Below are 19,944 nucleotides of genomic sequence, written 5' to 3'. Positions count from 1 at the left end.
GCAGTGGAAAAATATCGGGACCTGTTCTGCCGGCTGTGCTGCGGCGCGGCCATGTTTTTGTGCGCGGTGGCACTGCTGGGCCTGACCAAGTGGGGCCTGTCCTACATCTCCTTCATGGGGGAGGACGAGCTGGTGGGCTTTTATGAGATCGCCCTCACCGACCGGCTGTGGGGCGTGGCGGCCATTGCGGCGGCCGCGGCCGTTCTGGGCTGGCTGGCCCGCGGTGAGCGCGTGATGCGGGCGGTCACGGCGGCGGGGGTCTGCCTCACCGCGGGGCAGGCGCTGTTCTGGCTGTGGTGTACCAAGGCAGAGCCCTTTGCAGACTCGCTGTTCTGCTTACAGGCGGCACAGGGAGCCGTGCAGGGGGACTGGTCCGCTTTTCAGCAGGGCGGCTACATGTACCGCTATCCCTTCCAGAGCGGCCTGGTGGCCCTGGAGGAAGCGGTGCTGCGGCTGGCCGGCAGCTGGGACGCGGCTCTCATCTGGCTGCGGTGGATCAACTTTCTGGCGCTGATGCTGCTGGCGGTCTCGGTCTGCCGCATCGCCTTCCATCTGTTCGGGCCAAAGGCCCAGATGGTGGCCAGTGTGCTGCTGGCCTGCAGCGTGCCGGTGGCCCGCTATGTGTTCTTTTTGTACGGCAATTTGCTGTCCACCGCGCTGGGCTTTGCCGCCGTGTGGACGGCGCTGCGCTGGCTGGACACGAGAAAGGCCCGGTTTGGCCTTATCTCGGCGGGCCTGCTGGCGGCGGCCATGACCATCAAGAGCACGGCGCTCATCATGCTGACGGCCATCGCCATCGTGGCGGTGCTGGACAGCATCCGCACCGGCCGCTGGCGGCAGCTGCTGGCCGTGGCGGCGGCAGTGGTGTTCGCCTTCCTGCCCGGCAAGGGCTTTCAGTACTGGTACAGCCTGCGCAGCGGAGTGCCGGTGCAGCCCGGCACCGCCACGGTGGTGTGGCTGGTCATGGGGCTGGACAGCCGCCCCGAGCAGTACGAGTTCGCGCCGGGCTGGCACACCGCCGACAAGCGCAGCGAAAAGGCCTACGAAAACGCGGGCTTTGACTACGAGCGCATGAAGCAGGAGCAGACCCAGGAATTGAAGGAGCAGCTGCGGTACTGGGTGAACAACCCCTCCCGGGCCAAGACCTTCCTGCGGCAGAAGACCGTGAGCCAGTGGCTGGACCCGGGCTTCGGCAGCTGGCTGTACCTGCGGCGCAACACCGAGCCAGTGCATGCGCAGGACTACCAGGAGCAGCTGTTTGCCCAAAGCTGGAATGAAGGGCTGAACCCCTTTTTGGGCTGTTTGCAAACGGCGGTCTATCTGCTGGGGCTGGTGGGCGCGGTGCGCTTGATGCTGCGCCCCTCGCCTGCGTCGATTCTGCCCGCGCTGGTGTTCTTCGGCGGGGTGTTTTACCTCACCCTTTCCGAGGGCAAAAGCCAGTACGCGGTGAGCTTTTATCCCATGCTGCTGCCGGTGGCGGCCCTGGGAGCCGTAACGCTGCAGGCAGGCTGCGGCCTGCTGGCGGCGCGTGTAAAAAAGAGAATTGTCGCAAGGAAAAACGGCGCTTGATTTTTGCCGCCGTCTGTGTTATAGTTAATAGGCTACCATGGCCCAGTATGGGGTGTATGCTCTGGAACAGAGCGCCTCGATTGCCCCACACCTGGTCATTGGCAAATATATAGAAAACGAGGTATTTACAATGGAAGCTAAGAAGACCATCATTGAGTCCGCTCGCGTTCACGAGACCGATACCGGTTCTCCCGAGGTGCAGGTTGCTCTGCTGACCGCTCGCATCAATCACCTGAATGAGCACCTGAAGAACAACACCCACGACCATCACAGCCGTCGTGGCCTGCTGAAGATGGTTGGCCGCCGCCGTAACCTGCTGGCCTACCTGAAGAAGAAGGACATCGAGCGTTATCGTGCCCTGATCACCAAGCTGGGCCTGCGTAAGTAATCACGCATCCAAAAGGCAGGCGGTTTTCAAACCGCCTGCCTTTCCCTGTATTTTTTTGCCAAAACAGAAATGCCGTGTGTGCATTAGCGGTAAATCGAGCGCTTTGACGATGGGCAGAACGCTGGATTTATTGCTAAAGCCACAGGGCCTTTCTGATGGAATATTCAAAACGATATCATCAATTAGGAGGTAACACTATGGCTTTGGAATTTGCATCCAAGCATGAGGAATTCACCAATTTCAAAACCTTCGAGATGGAACTGGCCGGCCGTCCGCTGATCGTTGAGACCGGCAAGATGTGCGGTCTGTCCAACGGCAGCTGCCTGGTGCGCTACGGCGAGACCGTTGTGCTGTGCAACGTGACCATGAGCGAGAAGCCCCGCGACGGCATCGACTTCTTCCCCCTGAGCGTGGACTTTGAGGAGAAGCTGTACGCTGTGGGCCGCATCCCCGGCAGCTTTATGCGCCGTGAGGGCCGTCCCGGTGAGAAGGCCATCCTGACCAGCCGCGTGGTGGACCGTCCCATCCGTCCTCTGTTCCCCAAGACCATGCGCAACGACGTGTGCGTCACCATGACCGTGATGAGCGTGGATCAGGACTGCAGCCCTGAGATCACCGGCATGATCGGTACTTCCATCGCGCTGTCCATCTCCGACATTCCCTGGGCGGGCCCCATCGGCGGCGTGTTCATGGGTCTGGTGGACGGCAAGCTGGTGGTCAACCCCACCCTGGAGCAGCGTGAGGTCAGCGACCTGCAGCTGACCGTTGCCGCCACCGAGAAGAAGATCGTCATGATCGAGGCCGGCGCCAACGAGGTTGACGAGGTCACCATGCTGAACGCCATCAAGGAAGCTCACGTGGAGATCAAGAAGATCATCGAGTTCATCAATGGCATCGTTGCCCAGATCGGCAAGCCCAAGAAGGAATTCCAGGACATGGATCTGGACCACGACCTGTTCGAGGAAGTAAAGGCCGAGTTCCTGGACGACTTCAAGGCCGCCATGGACACCGACGACAAGAACATCCGCGACGCTCGCCTGCTGCCCATCCGCGAGAAGCTGGAAGCCAAGTACGCCGAGCAGTGGGGCGACGGCATCATCGAAGAGCTGATGTACAAGATGCAGAAGTTCGTGGTGCGCCGCTGGCTGCTGGATGAGGGCAAGCGCGTGGACGGCCGTGGCATCAACGAGATCCGTCCTCTGGCCGCCGAAGTCGGCCTGCTGCCCCGCGTGCACGGCAGCGGTATGTTCACCCGCGGCCAGACTCAGGTTCTGACCATCGCCACTCTGGGTTCCACCAAGGACAGCCAGCTGATGGACGACCTGGGCACCGAGCAGTACAAGCGCTACATGCACCACTACAACTTCCCGCCCTACTCTGTGGGCGAGGCTCGCGCACCCCGCAGCCCCGGCCGCCGCGAGATCGGCCACGGCGCTCTGGCGGAGCGTGCTCTGGTTCCCGTGCTGCCCAGCATGGAGGAGTTCCCCTACACCCTGCGTCTGGTGAGCGAGGTCCTGTCCTCCAACGGTTCCACCAGCCAGGCTTCCATCTGCGGCAGCACTCTGGCCCTGATGGACGCCGGTGTGCCCATCAAGGCCCCCGTTGCCGGTATCTCCTGCGGTCTGATTACCGAGGGCGAGCGCTGGATGACCATGCTGGACATCCAGGGCGTTGAGGACTTCCACGGCGATATGGACTTCAAGGTGGGCGGTACCCACAAGGGCATCACCGCCATCCAGATGGACATCAAGATCGACGGCCTGACCTACGAGATCATCGAGGAAGCCTTCGAGAAGTGCCGCAAGGGCCGTCTGTTCATTCTGGACGAGATCATGCTGCCCGTCATCCCCGAGCCTCGTGCCCAGCTGAGCAAGTACGCTCCCAAGATGCTGAGCATGGTGATCCCCGTGGACAAGATCAAGGACGTGATCGGCAAGGGCGGTAAGGTCATCCAGGACATCTGCGCCAACTGCAACTGCAAGATCGACGTGGAGGAGGACGGCCATGTGTTCGTCTCCGCCATCGACATCGACGACGCCAACCGCGCCATCCACACCATCAAGACCATCGTGGAGGACCCCGAGGTGGGCGCCATCTACAAGGGCCGCGTGACTCGTCTGATGAACTTCGGCGCGTTTGTTGAGATCGCTCCCGGCAAGGAAGGCCTGGTGCACATCTCCAAGCTGGACTCCAAGCGTGTAGAGCGCGTGGAAGACGTTGTGGCCGTGGGCGACGAGCTGATCGTCATGGTCACCGAGATCGACCAGCAGGGCCGCATCAACCTGAGCCGCAAGGACGCTCTGGCTGCCATCGAGGCCAAAAAGGCCAAGGGCTAAGTCTTAGCCTCCGGCAAAACCTGAAACAAAACAAAAGCCCGTCCCGGCTAGCTGCCGGGGCGGGCTTTTCCACTGTGAAACCAAGAAAACGGGGGAGGAGAGAGTTTTATGAAGACGGCACAAAAACACCTGCTGGAGCGGTATCTGCTGCTTTGCGTGGGGCTGGTGATTATGGCCTTCGGGGTGGCCTTTTCCATCAAGGGAGGGCTGGGCACCTCGCCCATCTCCAGCCTGCCCTATGTGCTCAGTCTGTTTACGCCGCTCACCGTGGGCACCGCCACCATCGCCATGCATGTGACGTTGATTCTTTTGCAGATTCTGCTGCTGCGCCGCAATTATGACCCCATCCAGCTGATTCAGCTGCCGGTGGCCCTGGTTTTCGGCACCCTCACCGATGCAGCGGTCTGGGCCATTCAGGGCATCTCGGTGCAGGGCTACGCCGCCCGCTGGCTGGTGTGCGCTGTGGGGATTCTGCTGGTGGGCGTCGGGGTGAGCTTTGAGGTCACCGCAAACGTGGTCACCCTGGCGGGCGAGGGCATGGTGCTGGCGGTATGCCGGGCCTTCGGCACGCCCTTCCCCAAAACCAAGGTCGGCTTCGATGTGACGCTGGTGCTCATCGCCAGCGTGCTGTCGCTGCTGTTCCTGCACCGGCTGGAGGGGGTGCGTGAGGGCACCGTAGCCGCCGCCATTCTGGTGGGAATGGTGGCAAAGCAGGTGAACCGGCCCATGCAGCGCTTTTCCCGGCGCTTTCTGGAGAGCTGAGACAACAAAAAAACCGGAGAGCTGTGTGCTCTCCGGTTTTTTGCTATTCGGGAAAAATTCAACCCCACAGCGGGCTGGGATACAGCCCCGCGTCGGTCTTTTCGCCGATGGCGGCCACAACCAGGGGCTTGTCTTCCTGGTAGGTCACGCCGTGCCAGCGGTCGGTGCTGTGCAGCACCTTGACCCGGGCCTTGCCCTCTTCGATCAGGGCGCTCACCACGCTGGGCAGATAGAACTCCGCCTTCAGCGGATTCTCAGCCAGCGCCTTGTCCAGGAAGGCGGGGAAGCGGGCGCTGATCTCCTTCACGAAGCTGGGCCCGAAGCCCCACAGGTTCATGGAGACCACGCTTTCGCCGGAAATGGGAGTCCAGCTCTCGCCGCCGTCCTCGGAGAAGTGAATGCCCTCCGGGCAGGTCTCGATGCGGGTGCGCTCGGTCACACTGTCCAGATAGCCTTCCGCATTGGTCACGCAGACACCGCGGGAGACGTAGCCGTTTTCGGTCACGGTATTTTTCAGCAGGTAGCCGACCATACTGTACTCGTACACGCCGCCGTCCTCATGGGTGGAAAGGTAGTCGTAGATCACCTGGAACGCCTCGGGACCGTAATAGTCGTCGGCGTTGATCACCGCAAAGGGCGCGTCGATCACATCCTCCGCGCTCAGAATGGCGTGGCTGGTGCCCCAGGGCTTGGTACGGCCCTCGGGAACGGAATAGCCGGCGGGCAGCTTCTCCAGCTGCTGGTAGGCGTAGCGCACCTCCATGTGCGGGGCAAGACGGGCGCCGATGGTGGACTTGAAGGCCTCCTCGATCTCGTGCTTGATGATGAAGACCACGGTCTCGAACCCGGCCCGCTTCGCGTCAAACACCGAGTAGTCCAGAATGGCTTCGCCGCAGCGGCCTACCGGGTCGATCTGCTTCAGACCGCCGTACCGGCTGCCCATACCGGCCGCCATGACCACCAGAATCGGTTTCTTCGCCAAGGAAAACAACTCCTTTTAATATACTTTTTGTAGAAAATTGGCTAAATATCAATCTTTGTAGCCGTTGGGATTCATGCTCTGCCACTTCCAGCTGTCGGCGCACATGTCCTCGATGCCGTACTCGGCCACCCAGCCCAGCTCGTTCTTGGCCTTGGAGGGGTCAGCCCAACACTCGGCAATGTCGCCGGGGCGGCGGGGATCGATCACATAGGGCAGGGCCTTGCCGCAGGCCTTCTCATAAGCATGGATCACATCCAGCACGCTGTAGCCGTGGCCGGTGCCCAGGTTGCAGATGAACAGGCCGGGCTTCTGCTCCAGCTTCTTGATGGCGGCCACATGACCGCGGGCCAGGTCCACCACGTGGATGTAGTCACGCACGCCGGTGCCGTCCGGAGTGGGGTAGTCGTTGCCGAACACATGCACCTTCTCCAGCTTGCCCACGGCCACCTTGGCGATGTAAGGCACCAGGTTGTTGGGGATGCCGTTGGGGTCCTCGCCGATCAGGCCGCTCTTGTGAGCGCCGATGGGGTTGAAGTAGCGCAGCAGGGCCACGTTCAGCTCGGGGTCAGCGGTGCAGCAGTCGGTGAGCATGCGCTCGTTGAACACCTTGCTGGTGCCGTAGGGGTTGGTGGTGGCGCCCACAGGGAAGTCCTCGGTGATGGGCACAGTGGCGGGGTCGCCGTAAACGGTGGCGGAGGAGGAGAACACGATGTTGTGCACTCCGTGGCGGCGCATGGCGTCCAGCACCACCAGGGTGGTCTCCAGGTTGTTGGTGTAGTATTCGATGGGCTTGGAAACGCTCTCGCCCACGGCCTTGTAGGCGGCAAACTGGATCACGGAGTCGATGTCCGGATTCTGGGCGAACAGGGTCTCCACCGCGTCGACGTCGGTCAGGTCCACTTCCACAAAGCGGAAATCCTTGCCGGAGATCTGCTTGATGCGCTCCACAGCCTTGGGGCAGGAATTGTAGAAGTTATCGGCCACAACGATATCGTAGCCGGCGGCCAGAAGCTCCACGCAGGTATGGCTGCCGATGTAGCCGGCGCCGCCGCATACCAAAATTGCCATTGAAAACACTCCCATTCTATTCTCATAGATTCAATCGCTCCGCACCCGGCGGGCGCGAAACAAAAAGGCCTTTGCCAGCGCATGGAACACGCGGGGGGCAAAGACCTTTGCTGACTAGTTTTAAGTGTACGATAAAAATTGTTGTTCGTCAATGAAGAATCATTGCATCATTCTGTCGCTTGGGTGCCCATGGCCATGGCCTGACGGCGGAATTCCGCGGGGGAGACCCCGGTGGCCCGCCGGAAGCTCTGGCTAAAATAGCTGGGGCTGGAAAAGCCCAGCTGGCGGCTGATCTGCTGCACCGGAGTGCGGGTGGCGGCCAGCAGGCGCTTGCTCTCGCTGATGCGCCGCTCGATCAGATAGCTGATGGGGCTGCAGCCCATTTCCCGATTAAACACATGCACCAGATAGTATTTGTTCAGCCCGGCGTAGTGGGCCAGCTGGTCCAGGGTGATGGACTCGGCGTAATGCTCGTCGATGTACTGGCGCACCCGGGCACACTCCATGGCGCTTTTGCGGCTGGAGGAGGTGTTGTTCTGGGTGAGGGGGCAGATGCGGTTGAGCTGCAGCATCAGCAGGGTGGTGAGCTGATGGCAGGCGGGCTCGAAGTAATCCCGGCGGTTCTGCAGCTCCTGAAGGAACAGGCGCAGATAAGGCTCCAGGAGAGCCGCCTGACGGCCGGTCAGCCGCAGCCAGCCAGAACCCTGACCGCCCACGCAGCAGGAGCAGCACAGGTTCAGGCTCAGGGTGGAAAAGGGTTCGCGCCCGGGCTGGATGCCGTGGTGCGGGCACTGGGGATTCAGCACCAGCACATCGCCGGTCTGCAATTCCACCTGCTGGCCGTCCGCTTCGATCCAGCCGCTGCCCTGAAGGACATACAGCAGCTCGGTAAAGATGTGACTGTGAACATCGCAGCGGGGCGAAAGCGCGCCGTGGTAGATGCTGGCGTGCAGCAGCTGGGCCGAGGGCAGCTGGCAGGGCTGCTTGGGCTCGATATCGAAGTGATGGGTGATCATGGTCCAGGGCTCGCTCCTTCCCGCGGAAAGCCCGATCAGCCCCCGCCGAGCCGGCTGGCCGCAGACGGGAACAAGGCATCCGTTTATCTTAAGTATGCAGGGTGATAAAGTGTTCGTCAAGACCAAAAATGAAAAAATCTGGAAATTTTGGGGAAGATGGATAAAATATTAACAAAATGAAAAACTTTTTCGTTCGCCTGGCCGGAGGCCAAGAAAAGCGGTGAAAATCCCCCCGGTCTTATTGAACCCTAAACACGGGTGGGGTATAATAAAACACATACGCAGAAAAATAATCGGCGCGGAGCTGAAATGTTTTGGCATTCATCCGCGTTTTAAAGGTATAGAGAAAGCCCCGGCGGCCGAAGGCAGAGCCGGAGCAGGGAAAGGGGAAGAACAAGGATGCCTACATACCGGGAATTCAGAGAACAGGTCCGCCGGCGCAAGCGCAAACGCGCAGCGCGCAGGGCGCTGATCTTTGTGGTGGTGGTGGCCGCCGTGATGGCGGCAGCCTACGGTGCGATCCGTCTGATGGGCGGGCTGCCCGGCACGGACAAGAGCCAGAGCACAGCCCAGAGCGAAAGCGTGGCCCAGAGCACAGCACAAAGTCAGAGCACACCGGAAAGTACGCCTCAGAGCGAAAGCACGAGCCAGAGCCAGCCTGCCGCCAGCCTGGCAGCGCAGGGCGAGACCGCTGCGTGGGATACCATGCAGCCGCTGGAGAAAACGCTGGATCAGACGGTGAACTCGCCGGACTTCCGGCTGCTGGCGGTGCCGGAAAACGGCCAGGTGGACATGAAATACTTCGACCGCACCGCGATTCTGGGCGACAGTGTGAGCCAGGGCTGGAACGTGTTCGGAACTTCCGATATGAAGGAGCACGCCTTTGTGTGCGCCTATAAGAACATCGGCCCCAGCCAGGTGGTGAACAACGAGGTGGCGGACCCGGGCGACGGTTCGGGCCGGGAGCCGGAAGCGATCTTCGACACCATCATCAACAGCAATCCCAAGCGGCTGTATATTCTGCTGGGCACGAACGCCCTGGTGCGCAACGACGACGCGGCCGAGCAGTCGTATCTGGCCTACTACAGCCAGATGCTGGACAAATTCCGGGAAGCGCTGGGCAGCGAGGTGGCCATTTACGTGCAGTCGGTCACGCCGGTGCGGCCGGGCGTGAGCCAGCCGGGCCTGTACCGGGAGCGCATTCAGCGGGTGAACAACGAGCTGGCCAAGATGGCAGTGGAGAAGGGCTGCTACTTCATCAACCTGCACGACGTGCTGGCGGATGAGAACGGCGACCTGCGGGAGGACCTGGCCGCGAGGGACGGGGTACACCTGAACGAGAATGCCTATCCGCTGCTGCGGGATTATCTGACCACTCATACCGTGTATAACCCGGAGAACCCCTATCTGGAGGGCAGCCCCTATTACAAGGCTGCCGAATAACCGCCGCCTTTTGAACGGGGCGGGAATCGAACAGGAGACAACATGGCAAACAGCTATCGAGAATTCAGCAATCAGGTGCGCAGCCGCCAGCGGCGGCGCGCGCAGCGGCGGGTGCTGAGCATGGCCCTGCTGGCGGTGATGGTCCTGGGCGTTTCCGGGGTAATCACGGTGGGCATCCAGGCGGTGACCGGCTGGGGCGCGGAGGAACCTGCCTCCAGCGAGACGATACAGCCGGGTATTTCCGGCAGCGTGCTGGCGCCTCTGCCCATGCAGAACCCGGTGGTGGACACCAACGAGACCGGCTTTGAGCGGATGGGCCCGGTGCAGCAGACCGGGGACTACACCATCAAGACGCTGGGCTACGAGGACATCGTGCAGCCGGAATGCGGCCTGGTGGACAGCACCAAATATCTGCCGAACACGGTGTTCCTGGGCGACAGTGTGACCGAGGGTCTGGATCTTTACGAGAACCCGGCCAAGGGCGTGGCCACGGTGCTGGGCTATCGAGGCGCGGTGCCCAGCGACATTGTGAACCGCAAGAGCATGAACCGGTACCGCTCGGAAACGGTGGTAGCCACCGAGGTGGCGCTGGACATTATCGCCGAAAAGCAGCCGAAGGCGGTGTATTTGATGTTCGGTGCGAACGCGCTGGCCACCAGTGCGGACGAGGCGGTGGAAAAGGGTTATTTCGGCTACTATGAGCAGATGATCACCTCGGTCCGGGAAGCGGCGGGGCAGGATGTGGAGATCTACATCCAGTCGATGACGCCGGTGACCACCGACTACACCAACACGAACCTGAACAACGAACGCATCCAGCGGATCAACCAGCAGCTGGCGCAGATGGCGCTGGAACAGGGCTGCCATTATCTGGATATCTACAGCTCGCTGGTGGACGACAGCGGCGGACTGAATCCCAGCTACACCACCGAGGGCCTGCATCTGAACTCGGCGGGCTACGGGGCCTGGATGGATTATCTGCTGCGGCACGTGGCCTACAGCAGCGACCTGGACTACGTGATGGGCAGCACCTACTATCTGGCGGACAACACCTGAGCAAATTAAAAGGGATAACAAAAAGCAGCCGATGGGAGTTTCTCCCACCGGCTGTTTTTTGTCATCGTGGAAAAATTGAAGAGGGGAACAGGGCACAGTACGAAAAAGCCGGGTGCGGAACAAAAGATGTTCCGCACCCGGCTGATGATCGGGTTGCTGAATCGGGAAGTCGGCGTATACTGCTAAGGAAAAATCCAGTGTGAACTTACCAGAAAACGTCCCGTTTCCCGCTGCCGGTCGGCTCGTTAAAAAAGGCAGCTGGCATACGTCGCTGAGGAAAATCCGGTGCGTACCAGTAACCGTCCCGTATCCCGTCAACGGTCGAGTCCGTCAAAAGGGTGCTGGCGTACGTCGCTGAGGAAAATCCGGTGCGTACCGGTAACCGTCCCGTATCCCGTCAACGGTCGAGTCCGTAAAAAGGATGCTGGCGTACGTCGCTGAGGAAAGCCGGGTGCGAAACGGCAGGCGTACCGCACCCGGTTAACGGTCGGGTCGTTAAAAAAGTCCGGTGATTTTGCCGTTTTCGTCCACGTCGATGTTTTCGGCGGCGGGCTTTTTGGGCAGGCCGGGCATGGTCATGATGCTGCCCATGATGACCACAACGAATCCCGCACCGGCGGAAAGCCGCACGTCACGCACAGTCATGGTGAAATCGGAGGGGGCAGCCAGCAGCTTCGCGTCGTCGCTGAAGGAATACTGGGTCTTGGCAATGCAGACCGGCAGATTGCCGTAGCCCATGGCCTCGATCTCCGCCAGGGTCTTCAGAGCAGGCGCGCTCCAGGTCACATCCTTGGCCCGGTAGATTTTCTTCGCAACCGCCAGAACTTTCTCTTTCAGGGACATCTCGTCCGGATAGGTGAAGCTGACAGCGGTGTCGTCCTGCATGATGTCCAGTACGGTCTTGGCCAGCTCGGTGCCGCCCTGGCCGCCCTTGGCAAATACCTCAGCCAGCGCGCAGGGCACGCCCAGTTCGGCGCAGATCTTCTTCACGCAGTCGTGCTCGGCGGCGGTGTCGGTGGGGAACGCGTTGATCGCCACACAAACCGGCAGACCGAAATTGCGCATGTTCTCCACATGACGGCGCAGGTTGTCCGCACCGGCGGTCAGGTACTCCAGGTTCTCCACACCCAGCCGATCCTTGGGGCATCCGCCGTGATGCTTCAGGGCACGCACGGTGGCCACGATCACCACCGCGTTGGGGGAAAGACCTGCCTTGCGGCACTTGATGTCCAGGAACTTCTCGGCGCCCAGATCCGCGCCGAAGCCCGCCTCGGTCACCACGTAATCCGCCAGGCTCAGGCTCAGACGGGTGGCCATCACGCTGTTGCAGCCGTGGGCAATGTTCGCGAAGGGACCGCCGTGAATGATCGCCGGGTTGTTCTCCAGGGTCTGTACCAGGTTGGGGTCGAAGGCGTCCTTCAGCAGGGCGGTCATGGCACCTGCCGCGCCGATCTGACCCGCGGTCACCGGCTGGCCGTCGTAGCTGTAGGCCACAACAATGCGGCTCAGGCGCTCTTTCAAGTCTTTCAGATCGGTGGCCAGGCAGAAAATCGCCATGACCTCGCTGGCCACGGTGATGTCGAAACCGTCCTCACGGGGCACGCCGTTCACCTTGCCGCCCAGACCGTCGGTCACAAAGCGCAGCTGGCGGTCGTTCATGTCCACGCAGCGCTTCCAAACGATGCGACGGGGATCAATGTTGTGGGGGTTGCCCTGGTATACGCTGTTGTCCACCATGGCCGCCAGCAGGTTGTTGGCCGCGCCGATGGCGTGCAGGTCGCCGGTGAAATGCAGGTTGATGTCCTCCATGGGCACCACCTGAGCGTAGCCGCCGCCGGCCGCGCCGCCCTTGATGCCGAATACGGGTCCCAGGCTGGGCTCGCGCAGGCAGAGCATGGTCTTCTTGCCCAGAGCGTTCAGGCCGTCCGCCAGACCGGTGCTGATGGTGGTCTTGCCCTCGCCGGCCGGGGTGGGGCTGATGGCCGTTACAAGAATCAGTTTGCCCTGTTTGCCCTCCCGCTTTGCCAGCTTGTGGTCGAGCTTTGCCTTGTATTTGCCATACAGGCTGATCTCATCCTCTGTGAGACCCAGCTTTTTCGCAACCTCGGCAATGGGCTGCAGGGTGGCTTCCTGTGCGATCTGAATATCCGATTTCATGGCGCTCATCCTTTCCTGTTCCGGGCATACACCCATCAAACAACATCGGCCTGCCCGCGCCGGGGCGCAGACGGGCCGGTGGTCCTTTTCTTTCTTCTATAAGGGTACCAAAATTCGCCCCATCTTACAAGCATCACACAAGAAGTCGCACTTCTTATGCAACGCCAGCTTTCCCCGGCGGTTTTGGTTGTGAAACCCCACGCCGGTATGCTATACTATATTCTGTATCCCTATGCGCTTTTTCTTTGACGAAATTACCGGATTTTTGTAAAAATAAAAGCGTTTAATACTTTTTGTAAAAGGTGAGACCGGAATGCTGCACAACGAAACCCTCCATTATCTGGATAACGCCGCCACCACCATTGTGGACGAATCGGTGGCGGACGCCGTCCGCAAGGCCATGGTCGAGCACTGGGCCAACCCCTCCAGTCTGTACGGCCCCGGCTGCGAGAGCCGCCGCCTGCTGGAAAAGGCCCGCGCCGGGGTGGCAAAGACCCTGGGCGCGTCCCCCGAGGAGGTGTTTTTCACCGGCTGCGGCTCCGAGAGCAACAACATCGCCATTCTGGGCGCGGCCCTGGCCCGGAAAAGCTGGGGCAAACGGGTGGTGGTGAGCGGCTACGAGCATCCCAGTGTGGCCATGCCCATGGAACGGCTGCGGCAGCTGGGCTTCGATGTGGTGACCATCAATCCGGACGAGACCGGCCATCTGGACCTGGATGCCTTCGTGAACGCGGTGGACAAAAACACCATTCTGGTGAGCTGCATGCAGGTGAATAACGAGATCGGTACGCTGGTGGATGTGAACCGGCTGGCAAAACGGGTGAAGGAAAAGAACCCGCGCACCGCCGTGCATGTGGACGGGGTGCAGGCCTGGCTGCGGGTGCCGGTGAAGCTGGACGGCATCGACAGCTTCACGGTGAGCGGCCACAAGATTCATGCGCCCAAGGGCGTGGGTGCTTTGTACCTGCGCCGGGGCTATAACATTGAGCCGCCTTACCTGGGCGGCGGGCAGGAGCGGGGCCACGGCGGCGGTCAGGAAAAGGGCGTGCGCCCCGGCACCGAAAACCTGCCCTACGCGGTGGGCATGGCCAAGGCCGCGCTGCTGGGCTACAAGAGCATGGCCGAGCGCACCGCACGCATGGCGAAGCTGAACCGGCGGCTACGCCAGGGACTGGAAGCAATGCCCGGCCTCCTGTTCAACAGCCCGGCGGACGCAGTGGCCGAGGTGGTGAACGTGAGCACCATGTGCATCAAGAGCGAGACCATGCTGCATTTTCTGGAAACCAAGAACGTGTATGTGTCCAGCGGGTCGGCCTGCTCGAAAGGCGCGGCCAGCCACACGCTTGCCGCCATGGGGCTGGAACCCCTGCGGGCGGACACCGCCTTGCGCATCAGCCTCTGCGGCAATAACACCGAGGCCGACGTGGACGCGCTGCTGGCCGGCCTTGCCGAGGGCATGGAAACGCTGGCCCGCATCCGGTAAAATCGTCAGGATCTGACCCAAAATAAAGGAGTTAACCATTACAATGAAAGAAATCATCATGTGCTACCAGGGCGAGATGGCCCTGAAGGGCCTGAACCGGGCCACCTTCGAATCGATGCTCAGCAAATCCCTGCGCTGGCGGGTGAAGGATCTGGGCAAGTTCCAGGTCTACAAGGCCCAGAGCACCATGTACGTGGAGCCCCGGGACGAGGAAGCCGAAGCCAACATGGAGGAGGCCTACGACCGGGTGAGCAAGGTATTCGGCCTGGCCGCCCTCAGCCGCGCCGCCGTCTGCGACAAGAACATCGACGCCATCAAGGCCACCGCCGAGGAATACCTGGGCCCCATCCTGCGGAACCTCAAGACCTTCAAGGTGGAGGCCAAACGGGCAGATAAATCCTTCCCGCTGAAAAGCCCCGAACTGTGCCGGGAGCTGGGCGGCTTCCTGCTGAGCAAGCACCCCCACCTGCGGGTGGATGTGCACCATCCTGACATCGTGGTCATGGTGGAGGTGCGGGACTACGGCGCCTACGTGCACGGGCCCAAGGTGCCCGGCGCGGGCGGCCTGCCGGTGGGCACCAGCGGCCGCGCCATCACCATGCTCAGCGGCGGTATCGACAGCCCGGTGGCTGCCTGGTACATGGCCCGCCGCGGCCTGGCGCTGCATCACATTCACTTTGCAAGCCCGCCGTACACCAGCCAGGCCGCACAGGACAAGGTGCGGGATCTGGCCCGGCTGATCGCCCCCTACACCGGCAACTGTGTGCTGTATGTGGTGCCCTACACCACCCCGCAGGAGTACATCCGGGACAACGCGCCCGACGTGCTGTTCACCGTGCTCATGCGCCGCAGCATGATGCGCATTGCCAACCGCATCGCCAAGGAGATCGACGCCAAGGCCCTGGTCACCGGCGAGAGCCTGGCCCAGGTGGCCAGCCAGACCCTGTATGCCCTGGCCTGCACCGACGCGGCCCAGGACCTGCCGGTGCTGCGCCCGCTGATCGGCATGGACAAGAGCGAGATCACGGTGGTGGCCCGCAAGATCGGTACCTTCGAGACCAGCATCCTGCCCTTTGAGGACTGCTGCACCATCTTCACCCCGCCCCATCCCAAGACCAAGCCCACCCTGGCCGAGATCGAAGCGGCGGAGGCCGCCATGCCCGGCCTGGCCGAGCTGGAGGAGCAGGCGGCCGCCAACGTGGAGCGCATCCGCATCGACATGCGGGATCAGAAGCAGGAGGACGACCTGTCCGAGCTGGAGGATTTTTAAACAACAAGGCGCACCGGTGGTGGAAAACTCACCCAAAGGCTGCGCCATCAGTAAACCGTGGGAAAGAGGGAAACCAAGTTGAAGGCGGAGATCATCTGCGTGGGCACCGAGCTGCTGCTCGGCGATATTCTGAACACCAACGCCCAGTTCCTGGCCAAGGAGCTGGCGGCGCTGGGCATCACGGTCCACCACCAGTGGGTGGTGGGCGACAACGAGGGCCGTCTGGCTCAGCTGGTGAGCGAGGCGCTGGAGCGCAGCGACCTGCTGGTCTTCTCCGGCGGGCTTGGCCCCACGGCGGACGACCTGACCAAAGAGACGGTGGCCCGTTGTTTTGACGATACCCTGTATCTGGAGCCCTCTATCCTGGAAAACATCCAGGCCTACTTCGCTGCCACCGGCCGGCACATGCCGCCTCACAACGAGAAGCAGGCCATGGTGCCCCAAAAGGGCGGCTGGTTTGAAAACCATAACGGCACCGCCCCGGCGGTCTGGTTTCAGAAGAATGGAAAACGGGCGGTGCTGCTGCCCGGCCCGCCCAGCGAGTTAAAACCCCTGTGGACCGAGCAGGTGTGGCCCTTCCTGTCGGATGGGACGCAGCGGGTGTTGCACAGCCTGACGTTGCGCATCACCGGCGTCGGCGAGAGCCACGTGGAGGAACAGGTGGGCCACCTGTTTGAGAACGAGAATCCCACCGCTGCCATCTACGCAAAGACCGGCGAGGTGCAGATTCGCATTACCGCCCGGGCCGCCAGCCACAGGGAGGGCGAAGCGGCCTGCCGGGCCTATGCGGAAAAATTCCGCGCCATTCTGGGGGATGTGATCTACGGCGAGGACGCAAACGACCTGGAGCACACCCTGGTGCAGACCCTCACCGAAAAGAAGCTGACCGTTGCTACCGCCGAGAGCTGCACCGGCGGCCTTGTGAGCCAGCGCATCACCCAGGTGCCCGGCTCCTCGGAGGTGTTCGGCTTCGGCTTCTGTACTTACGCCAATGAAGCCAAGCACAAGCTGCTGGGGGTGAGCGAAGCAACGCTTGCCACCGTGGGTGCGGTGAGCTGGCAGACCGCCGCACAGATGGCGCTGGGTGCAGCCCGGGTCAGCGGGGCGGATATCGCCGTCTCGCTCACCGGCATTGCAGGCCCCGGCGGCGGAACCGCCGAAAAGCCGGTGGGTCTTGTTTATGTGGGCGCGGCCCGGGGCGATGAGGTCTATGTGGCAAAGTTGCTGCTGGGCAACCGGGACCGGCAGAGCATCCGCATCAGCGCCGCCAACCGGGCGCTGGATTATGCCCGGCGGCTGGCGCTGGGGCTGCCCATGCCCGGCGCGGATAAACTGAGCGCCGAGGATTTGGCGCAGCAGAAACAAGCGATGAAGGAATAACAACAAGGAAGAAAAGGGAAACGAGGTGGAAGCAATGGCGCAAGCCAACCGCATGCTGGCGCTGCGGCTGTTCGGCGTGCCCCAGGCAAAGGCCCAGGCGGTGCTGAAGGCCGCGGCGGCCCAGGGCTGCCCGGGCCTGCGGCTGTTGAGCAGGGAAGAAGAACTGGTGGTCTGCGTAAATGTGCGGGCCGACAGCGAGGCCGAGGCCAGCCGGACCTGCAAACAGTGGAATGAATATTTCCGGGAGCAGTTCGGCCCGGCAGTGTTCGGCGAGGGCGATACCGAGCTGGCCAAGGCGGCTTTGACCGGCCTGGCCAAAAAGCACAAGCTGTTCGTGGCGGCGGATGAGGCCACCGGCCATCTGCTGGAGGCACGTATCCGCAGTGAGCAGGAGGCCGCCGCGGTTTACGATTTCGGCGACCACAGCTACCGGCATCCCACCAAGGCGGACCGTCTGGCGCCGCCCCGGGCCCTGCTGGACAAATATCCCGACTGCCCGGTGCAGCCTGCGGCGGGCCGTGCCCATCAGGCGCTGGCCCTCTCCGGCGCGGACTGGGCGGTGAGCTATCAGCCTGCCCAGGGCGTGCAGCCCGGCTTTGTGCTGGTGTGCGGGGCAAAGACGGTGTATCTGCATGTGCTGGCCCCCAGTGCCCAGCCCGGTATGCTGGCCGCCAACTGGATCTTTGATATGCTGCGCCGCCTGGCCCTGGGCCTGGAGATGGCACAAGGGGTGCAGAGCTTCGCCTATGGCAAGCCCGCCCCCGTGCTACCGGTGCTGCAGACCCCCGTTCCCCCGAAAACCGAGACACCCCGGCCCCGGCCTGCGGCAGCGCCTCGGCCGGCCGCGCCGAATGGGGCCTGGCAGAAGTCCGGCGCTTCGGTTCCCCAGGGGAGCCGGGCCGCTAATCTGCGCAGTGCCGGGCGGCAGCTGTTTGACGAATCTGCCCAGCTGCCCGAGCCGCCCGCCAAAAAACGGAACCCGGCCAGCCGTCCGCTGGCCTGCCTGGCCCTGGTGCTGCTCATTGCCGCTGTGGCCTTCGGCGTGGTGTGGCTGGCCGAGCGCCCCGCCGCCCAGCAGATGACCGGCGCGGGCTACGGCACCGCCGACTACGATACCGCCGCCCGGGACTACCTGACCCGTGCCCAGCAGAGCAACAGCCAGGTGGCGGCCTATCTGGCGCTGCCCAAGCTGGGCGGCACCCTGGTCTACCAGCCGGACGCGGCCCAGCCCGGCCAGGCGGTGGGCCTTGCGGTGCAGGCGGCCCAGGGCGATGAGCTGGCCCGCTTTGTGAGCAGCGGCCAGCCCGGCCAGGCCCGCACCAACCAGATTGTGGAATGCCCCGCGGGCAGTATCCAGCAGCTGAGCCAGCTGGACGAGGAAGAGCTGCTGCGGGACAACTGCGGCTTTACCCTGTACACCGACGGCAGCACCTACCGCTATAAGGTTGCCGCCGTCTTTTACTGGGACCCGGCGGAGACCGGCGAGACCGCCTTTGACCTGTACGGCCTGCAGGACCTGAGCGACCAGCAGGATTTTCTGAATTTCGTGCTGGGGGTCAAGGCCCGCAGCCTGTATGAGATGCCGGTGGACCTGGAGGACGAGGACAGCTTTGTCACCCTGGTGGCCGATTCCTCGGACGCTTCCGGCCGCAAGCTGGCGGTCACCGGCCGCCTGCAGCGGCAGGACGAGGCGGGCTTTCTGCTGGGCAAGCAGATCGTCCAGGCGGACCAGCCCCTGCTTCCGCTGGCCATGTATGAGAAGAGCGGCGAGGAGGCCCCCTCGGTGGAGACCCTGAACCAGTACTGGATGAACTGGTACGCCACCGGCGGCGCCACCAGCAGCGACGTGCAGCAGGAGAGCGGCATGCCCCAGGAGGACCAGGTGGTGGAGGGCGTGCATCCGCTGGACCCCAATGCCACTCCCATTCCCACACTGACGCCGCCGCCCACCGAAGCGCCCGCGACCCCCAGTCCCAAGCCCAGTGCAACACCCAAGCCGGGCACCACCCCGAAGCCCGGAGCCACCGACGCGCCCCAGCCCACCCAGGCTCCCGGCGATTCCGGTGATTCCGGCGATTCCGGTACGGGCCAGCCCACCCCGGCCCCGCAGCCGACCCAGGCGCCTCAGCCCACCGCTGAGCCCAGCGCGGGCACCATCACGGTGACCATGAACGGCGTGCGGCAGGAGATGGACCTGGTGGAATGCCTGGCCATGATCGCCCGCAACGAGCTGGGAGCGAATGCACCCGTCGAGGCCTATAAGGCCCAGATGGTGGCCGCTCATTCCTGGATTCTGAGCCAGGGCGGCGCGCCCAGCGTGTCCGGACGGGAACCCAACGAGACCATCCGGCAGGCGGCCCGGGAGGTGGCCAACCAGATCGTGACCTACAACGGCCGCGTGGCCTTCACTCCCTACTTTGCCAGCGCCGCCTTCGGCACCAACCCCAGCGAGGACGTGTGGGGTTCCTCCCGTCCATACCTGGTGGCGGTGGAAAGTCCCTATGACCAGCAGTATGCCAGCAACTGGCAGAACACCCGCGTGTTCACCGAGCAGGAGGTGGCCGACCGGGCCATGGAAAAGCTGGGCGTGGACCTGTACGCCTACAGCGAGGACCCCAACGACTGGTTCGGCGATATTGTGAAGAACTCCTCCGGCTATGTGACCAGCCTGCGGCTGGGCACCGCCACCATCACCGGCCAGAAGCTGCAGGTGAATGTGCTGGCCGGATTCCCCGGGCGGGACATCCGCAGCGCCGCCTTCGACATCGCCTATGCGGACGGCAATTTCAGCATCACCTGTTACGGCTACGGCCATGGATGCGGCCTGTCCCAGTACGGCGCATGGGGCTATGCGGCCAACGGCTGGACCTATGACCAGATCCTGGCCCACTACTTCCCCGGCACCAGTCTGTCCGCCGTGGGATGAGGACAAGCCCTTTATCTGAGCTCCGTGAGCGGGGCGTTTTCCCAAGGGAAAGCGCCTCGCTTTTTTGTGTTTTTGGCAGAAAATGGAGAATCATACAGGAAAGACTAT

At 62.6% G+C, this 19,944-nt stretch carries 14 protein-coding genes; 10 read left to right on the top strand and 4 right to left on the bottom strand.

Annotated elements, in window-relative coordinates:
* Positions 1 to 3 precede the first annotated feature (3 nt).
* From B5G03_RS10800 to B5G03_RS10785, 4 genes are all read left to right on the top strand, one after another.
* Positions 4 to 1,569, top strand: a complete 1,566-nt coding sequence (locus B5G03_RS10800; RefSeq protein ID WP_087181712.1) for a glycosyltransferase family 39 protein — start codon at positions 4 to 6, stop codon at positions 1,567 to 1,569.
* A 130-nt stretch (positions 1,570 to 1,699) separates the two neighbouring features.
* Positions 1,700 to 1,957: a 30S ribosomal protein S15 gene (gene rpsO, locus B5G03_RS10795; protein WP_058963852.1), complete on the top strand. Its 258-nt coding sequence runs from the start codon at positions 1,700 to 1,702 to the stop codon at positions 1,955 to 1,957.
* A gap of 197 nt (positions 1,958 to 2,154) precedes the next feature.
* Positions 2,155 to 4,293 carry a polyribonucleotide nucleotidyltransferase gene (locus B5G03_RS10790; RefSeq protein WP_087181711.1) on the top strand — a complete coding sequence of 713 codons (2,139 nt, stop codon included), beginning with the start codon at positions 2,155 to 2,157 and terminating at the stop codon, positions 4,291 to 4,293.
* A gap of 108 nt (positions 4,294 to 4,401) precedes the next feature.
* Positions 4,402 to 5,055 (top strand): YczE/YyaS/YitT family protein, encoded by a 654-nt coding sequence (locus B5G03_RS10785; protein ID WP_087181710.1) that lies wholly within the window; start codon positions 4,402 to 4,404, stop codon positions 5,053 to 5,055.
* Between the two features lie 58 nt (positions 5,056 to 5,113).
* On the opposite strand, the gene B5G03_RS10780 is transcribed toward B5G03_RS10785, so the two are convergent.
* The 3 genes from B5G03_RS10780 to B5G03_RS10770 all read right to left on the bottom strand — a co-directional run bounded on the left by B5G03_RS10780 (position 5,114) and on the right by B5G03_RS10770 (position 8,121).
* Positions 5,114 to 6,010, bottom strand: a complete 897-nt coding sequence (locus B5G03_RS10780; protein ID WP_087181752.1) for a nucleotidyltransferase family protein — start codon at positions 6,008 to 6,010, stop codon at positions 5,114 to 5,116.
* A gap of 75 nt (positions 6,011 to 6,085) precedes the next feature.
* Complete coding sequence (gene galE, locus B5G03_RS10775; RefSeq protein WP_087181709.1) at positions 6,086 to 7,105, bottom strand: UDP-glucose 4-epimerase GalE; 1,020 nt, start codon at positions 7,103 to 7,105, stop codon at positions 6,086 to 6,088.
* A gap of 167 nt (positions 7,106 to 7,272) precedes the next feature.
* Positions 7,273 to 8,121, bottom strand: a complete 849-nt coding sequence (locus tag B5G03_RS10770; RefSeq protein WP_087181708.1) for a helix-turn-helix transcriptional regulator — start codon at positions 8,119 to 8,121, stop codon at positions 7,273 to 7,275.
* A 399-nt stretch (positions 8,122 to 8,520) separates the two neighbouring features.
* On the opposite strand from B5G03_RS10770, the gene B5G03_RS10765 reads away from it, so the two are divergent.
* Positions 8,521 to 9,564, top strand: coding sequence for a GDSL-type esterase/lipase family protein (locus B5G03_RS10765; protein WP_087181707.1), 1,044 nt, complete (start codon positions 8,521 to 8,523; stop codon positions 9,562 to 9,564).
* A 42-nt stretch (positions 9,565 to 9,606) separates the two neighbouring features.
* Positions 9,607 to 10,620, top strand: a complete 1,014-nt coding sequence (locus B5G03_RS10760) for a GDSL-type esterase/lipase family protein (RefSeq protein WP_087181706.1) — start codon at positions 9,607 to 9,609, stop codon at positions 10,618 to 10,620.
* A gap of 495 nt (positions 10,621 to 11,115) precedes the next feature.
* Here the strand turns inward: B5G03_RS10760 and B5G03_RS10755 are convergent, their stop codons facing one another.
* Complete coding sequence (locus tag B5G03_RS10755) at positions 11,116 to 12,777, bottom strand: formate--tetrahydrofolate ligase (protein ID WP_087181705.1); 1,662 nt, start codon at positions 12,775 to 12,777, stop codon at positions 11,116 to 11,118.
* Positions 12,778 to 13,090: 313 nt separating this feature from the next.
* Here B5G03_RS10755 and B5G03_RS10750 point away from each other — a divergent pair, with 313 nt between their 5' ends.
* From B5G03_RS10750 to B5G03_RS10735, 4 genes are all read left to right on the top strand, one after another.
* On the top strand, positions 13,091 to 14,260 hold the full coding sequence (locus B5G03_RS10750) for a cysteine desulfurase family protein (RefSeq protein WP_087181704.1): 1,170 nt from the start codon (positions 13,091 to 13,093) through the stop codon (positions 14,258 to 14,260).
* 43 nt (positions 14,261 to 14,303) lie between these two features.
* A complete protein-coding gene (thiI, locus tag B5G03_RS10745) occupies positions 14,304 to 15,530 on the top strand; it encodes a tRNA uracil 4-sulfurtransferase ThiI (protein ID WP_087181703.1) in 1,227 nt (408 codons plus the stop codon).
* A 78-nt stretch (positions 15,531 to 15,608) separates the two neighbouring features.
* Positions 15,609 to 16,910, top strand: coding sequence for a competence/damage-inducible protein A (locus tag B5G03_RS10740; protein WP_087181702.1), 1,302 nt, complete (start codon positions 15,609 to 15,611; stop codon positions 16,908 to 16,910).
* 34 nt (positions 16,911 to 16,944) lie between these two features.
* Positions 16,945 to 19,836, top strand: coding sequence for a SpoIID/LytB domain-containing protein (locus tag B5G03_RS10735; RefSeq protein ID WP_087181701.1), 2,892 nt, complete (start codon positions 16,945 to 16,947; stop codon positions 19,834 to 19,836).
* The last annotated feature ends 108 nt before the right edge of the window (positions 19,837 to 19,944 follow it).

Origin of the sequence: Gemmiger sp. An50, from assembly GCF_002161595.1 — a bacterium.
GTDB lineage: Bacteria > Bacillota > Clostridia > Oscillospirales > Ruminococcaceae > Allofournierella.
This window is presented reverse-complemented; position numbering and strand designations above follow the sequence as displayed.

Excerpts from the sequence above, each read along its gene's own strand:
- rpsO (WP_058963852.1), top strand. The coding sequence starts at position 1,700 with ATGGAAGCTAAGAAGACCATCATTGAGTCCGCTCGCGTTCACGAGACC.
- B5G03_RS10790 (WP_087181711.1), top strand. The coding sequence starts at position 2,155 with ATGGCTTTGGAATTTGCATCCAAGCATGAGGAATTCACCAATTTCAAA.
- B5G03_RS10785 (WP_087181710.1), top strand. The coding sequence starts at position 4,402 with ATGAAGACGGCACAAAAACACCTGCTGGAGCGGTATCTGCTGCTTTGC.
- B5G03_RS10780 (WP_087181752.1), bottom strand. The coding sequence starts at position 6,010 with ATGGCGGCCGGTATGGGCAGCCGGTACGGCGGTCTGAAGCAGATCGAC.
- galE (WP_087181709.1), bottom strand. The coding sequence starts at position 7,105 with ATGGCAATTTTGGTATGCGGCGGCGCCGGCTACATCGGCAGCCATACC.
- B5G03_RS10770 (WP_087181708.1), bottom strand. The coding sequence starts at position 8,121 with ATGATCACCCATCACTTCGATATCGAGCCCAAGCAGCCCTGCCAGCTG.
- B5G03_RS10765 (WP_087181707.1), top strand. The coding sequence starts at position 8,521 with ATGCCTACATACCGGGAATTCAGAGAACAGGTCCGCCGGCGCAAGCGC.
- B5G03_RS10760 (WP_087181706.1), top strand. The coding sequence starts at position 9,607 with ATGGCAAACAGCTATCGAGAATTCAGCAATCAGGTGCGCAGCCGCCAG.
- B5G03_RS10755 (WP_087181705.1), bottom strand. The coding sequence starts at position 12,777 with ATGAAATCGGATATTCAGATCGCACAGGAAGCCACCCTGCAGCCCATT.
- B5G03_RS10750 (WP_087181704.1), top strand. The coding sequence starts at position 13,091 with ATGCTGCACAACGAAACCCTCCATTATCTGGATAACGCCGCCACCACC.
- thiI (WP_087181703.1), top strand. The coding sequence starts at position 14,304 with ATGAAAGAAATCATCATGTGCTACCAGGGCGAGATGGCCCTGAAGGGC.
- B5G03_RS10735 (WP_087181701.1), top strand. The coding sequence starts at position 16,945 with ATGGCGCAAGCCAACCGCATGCTGGCGCTGCGGCTGTTCGGCGTGCCC.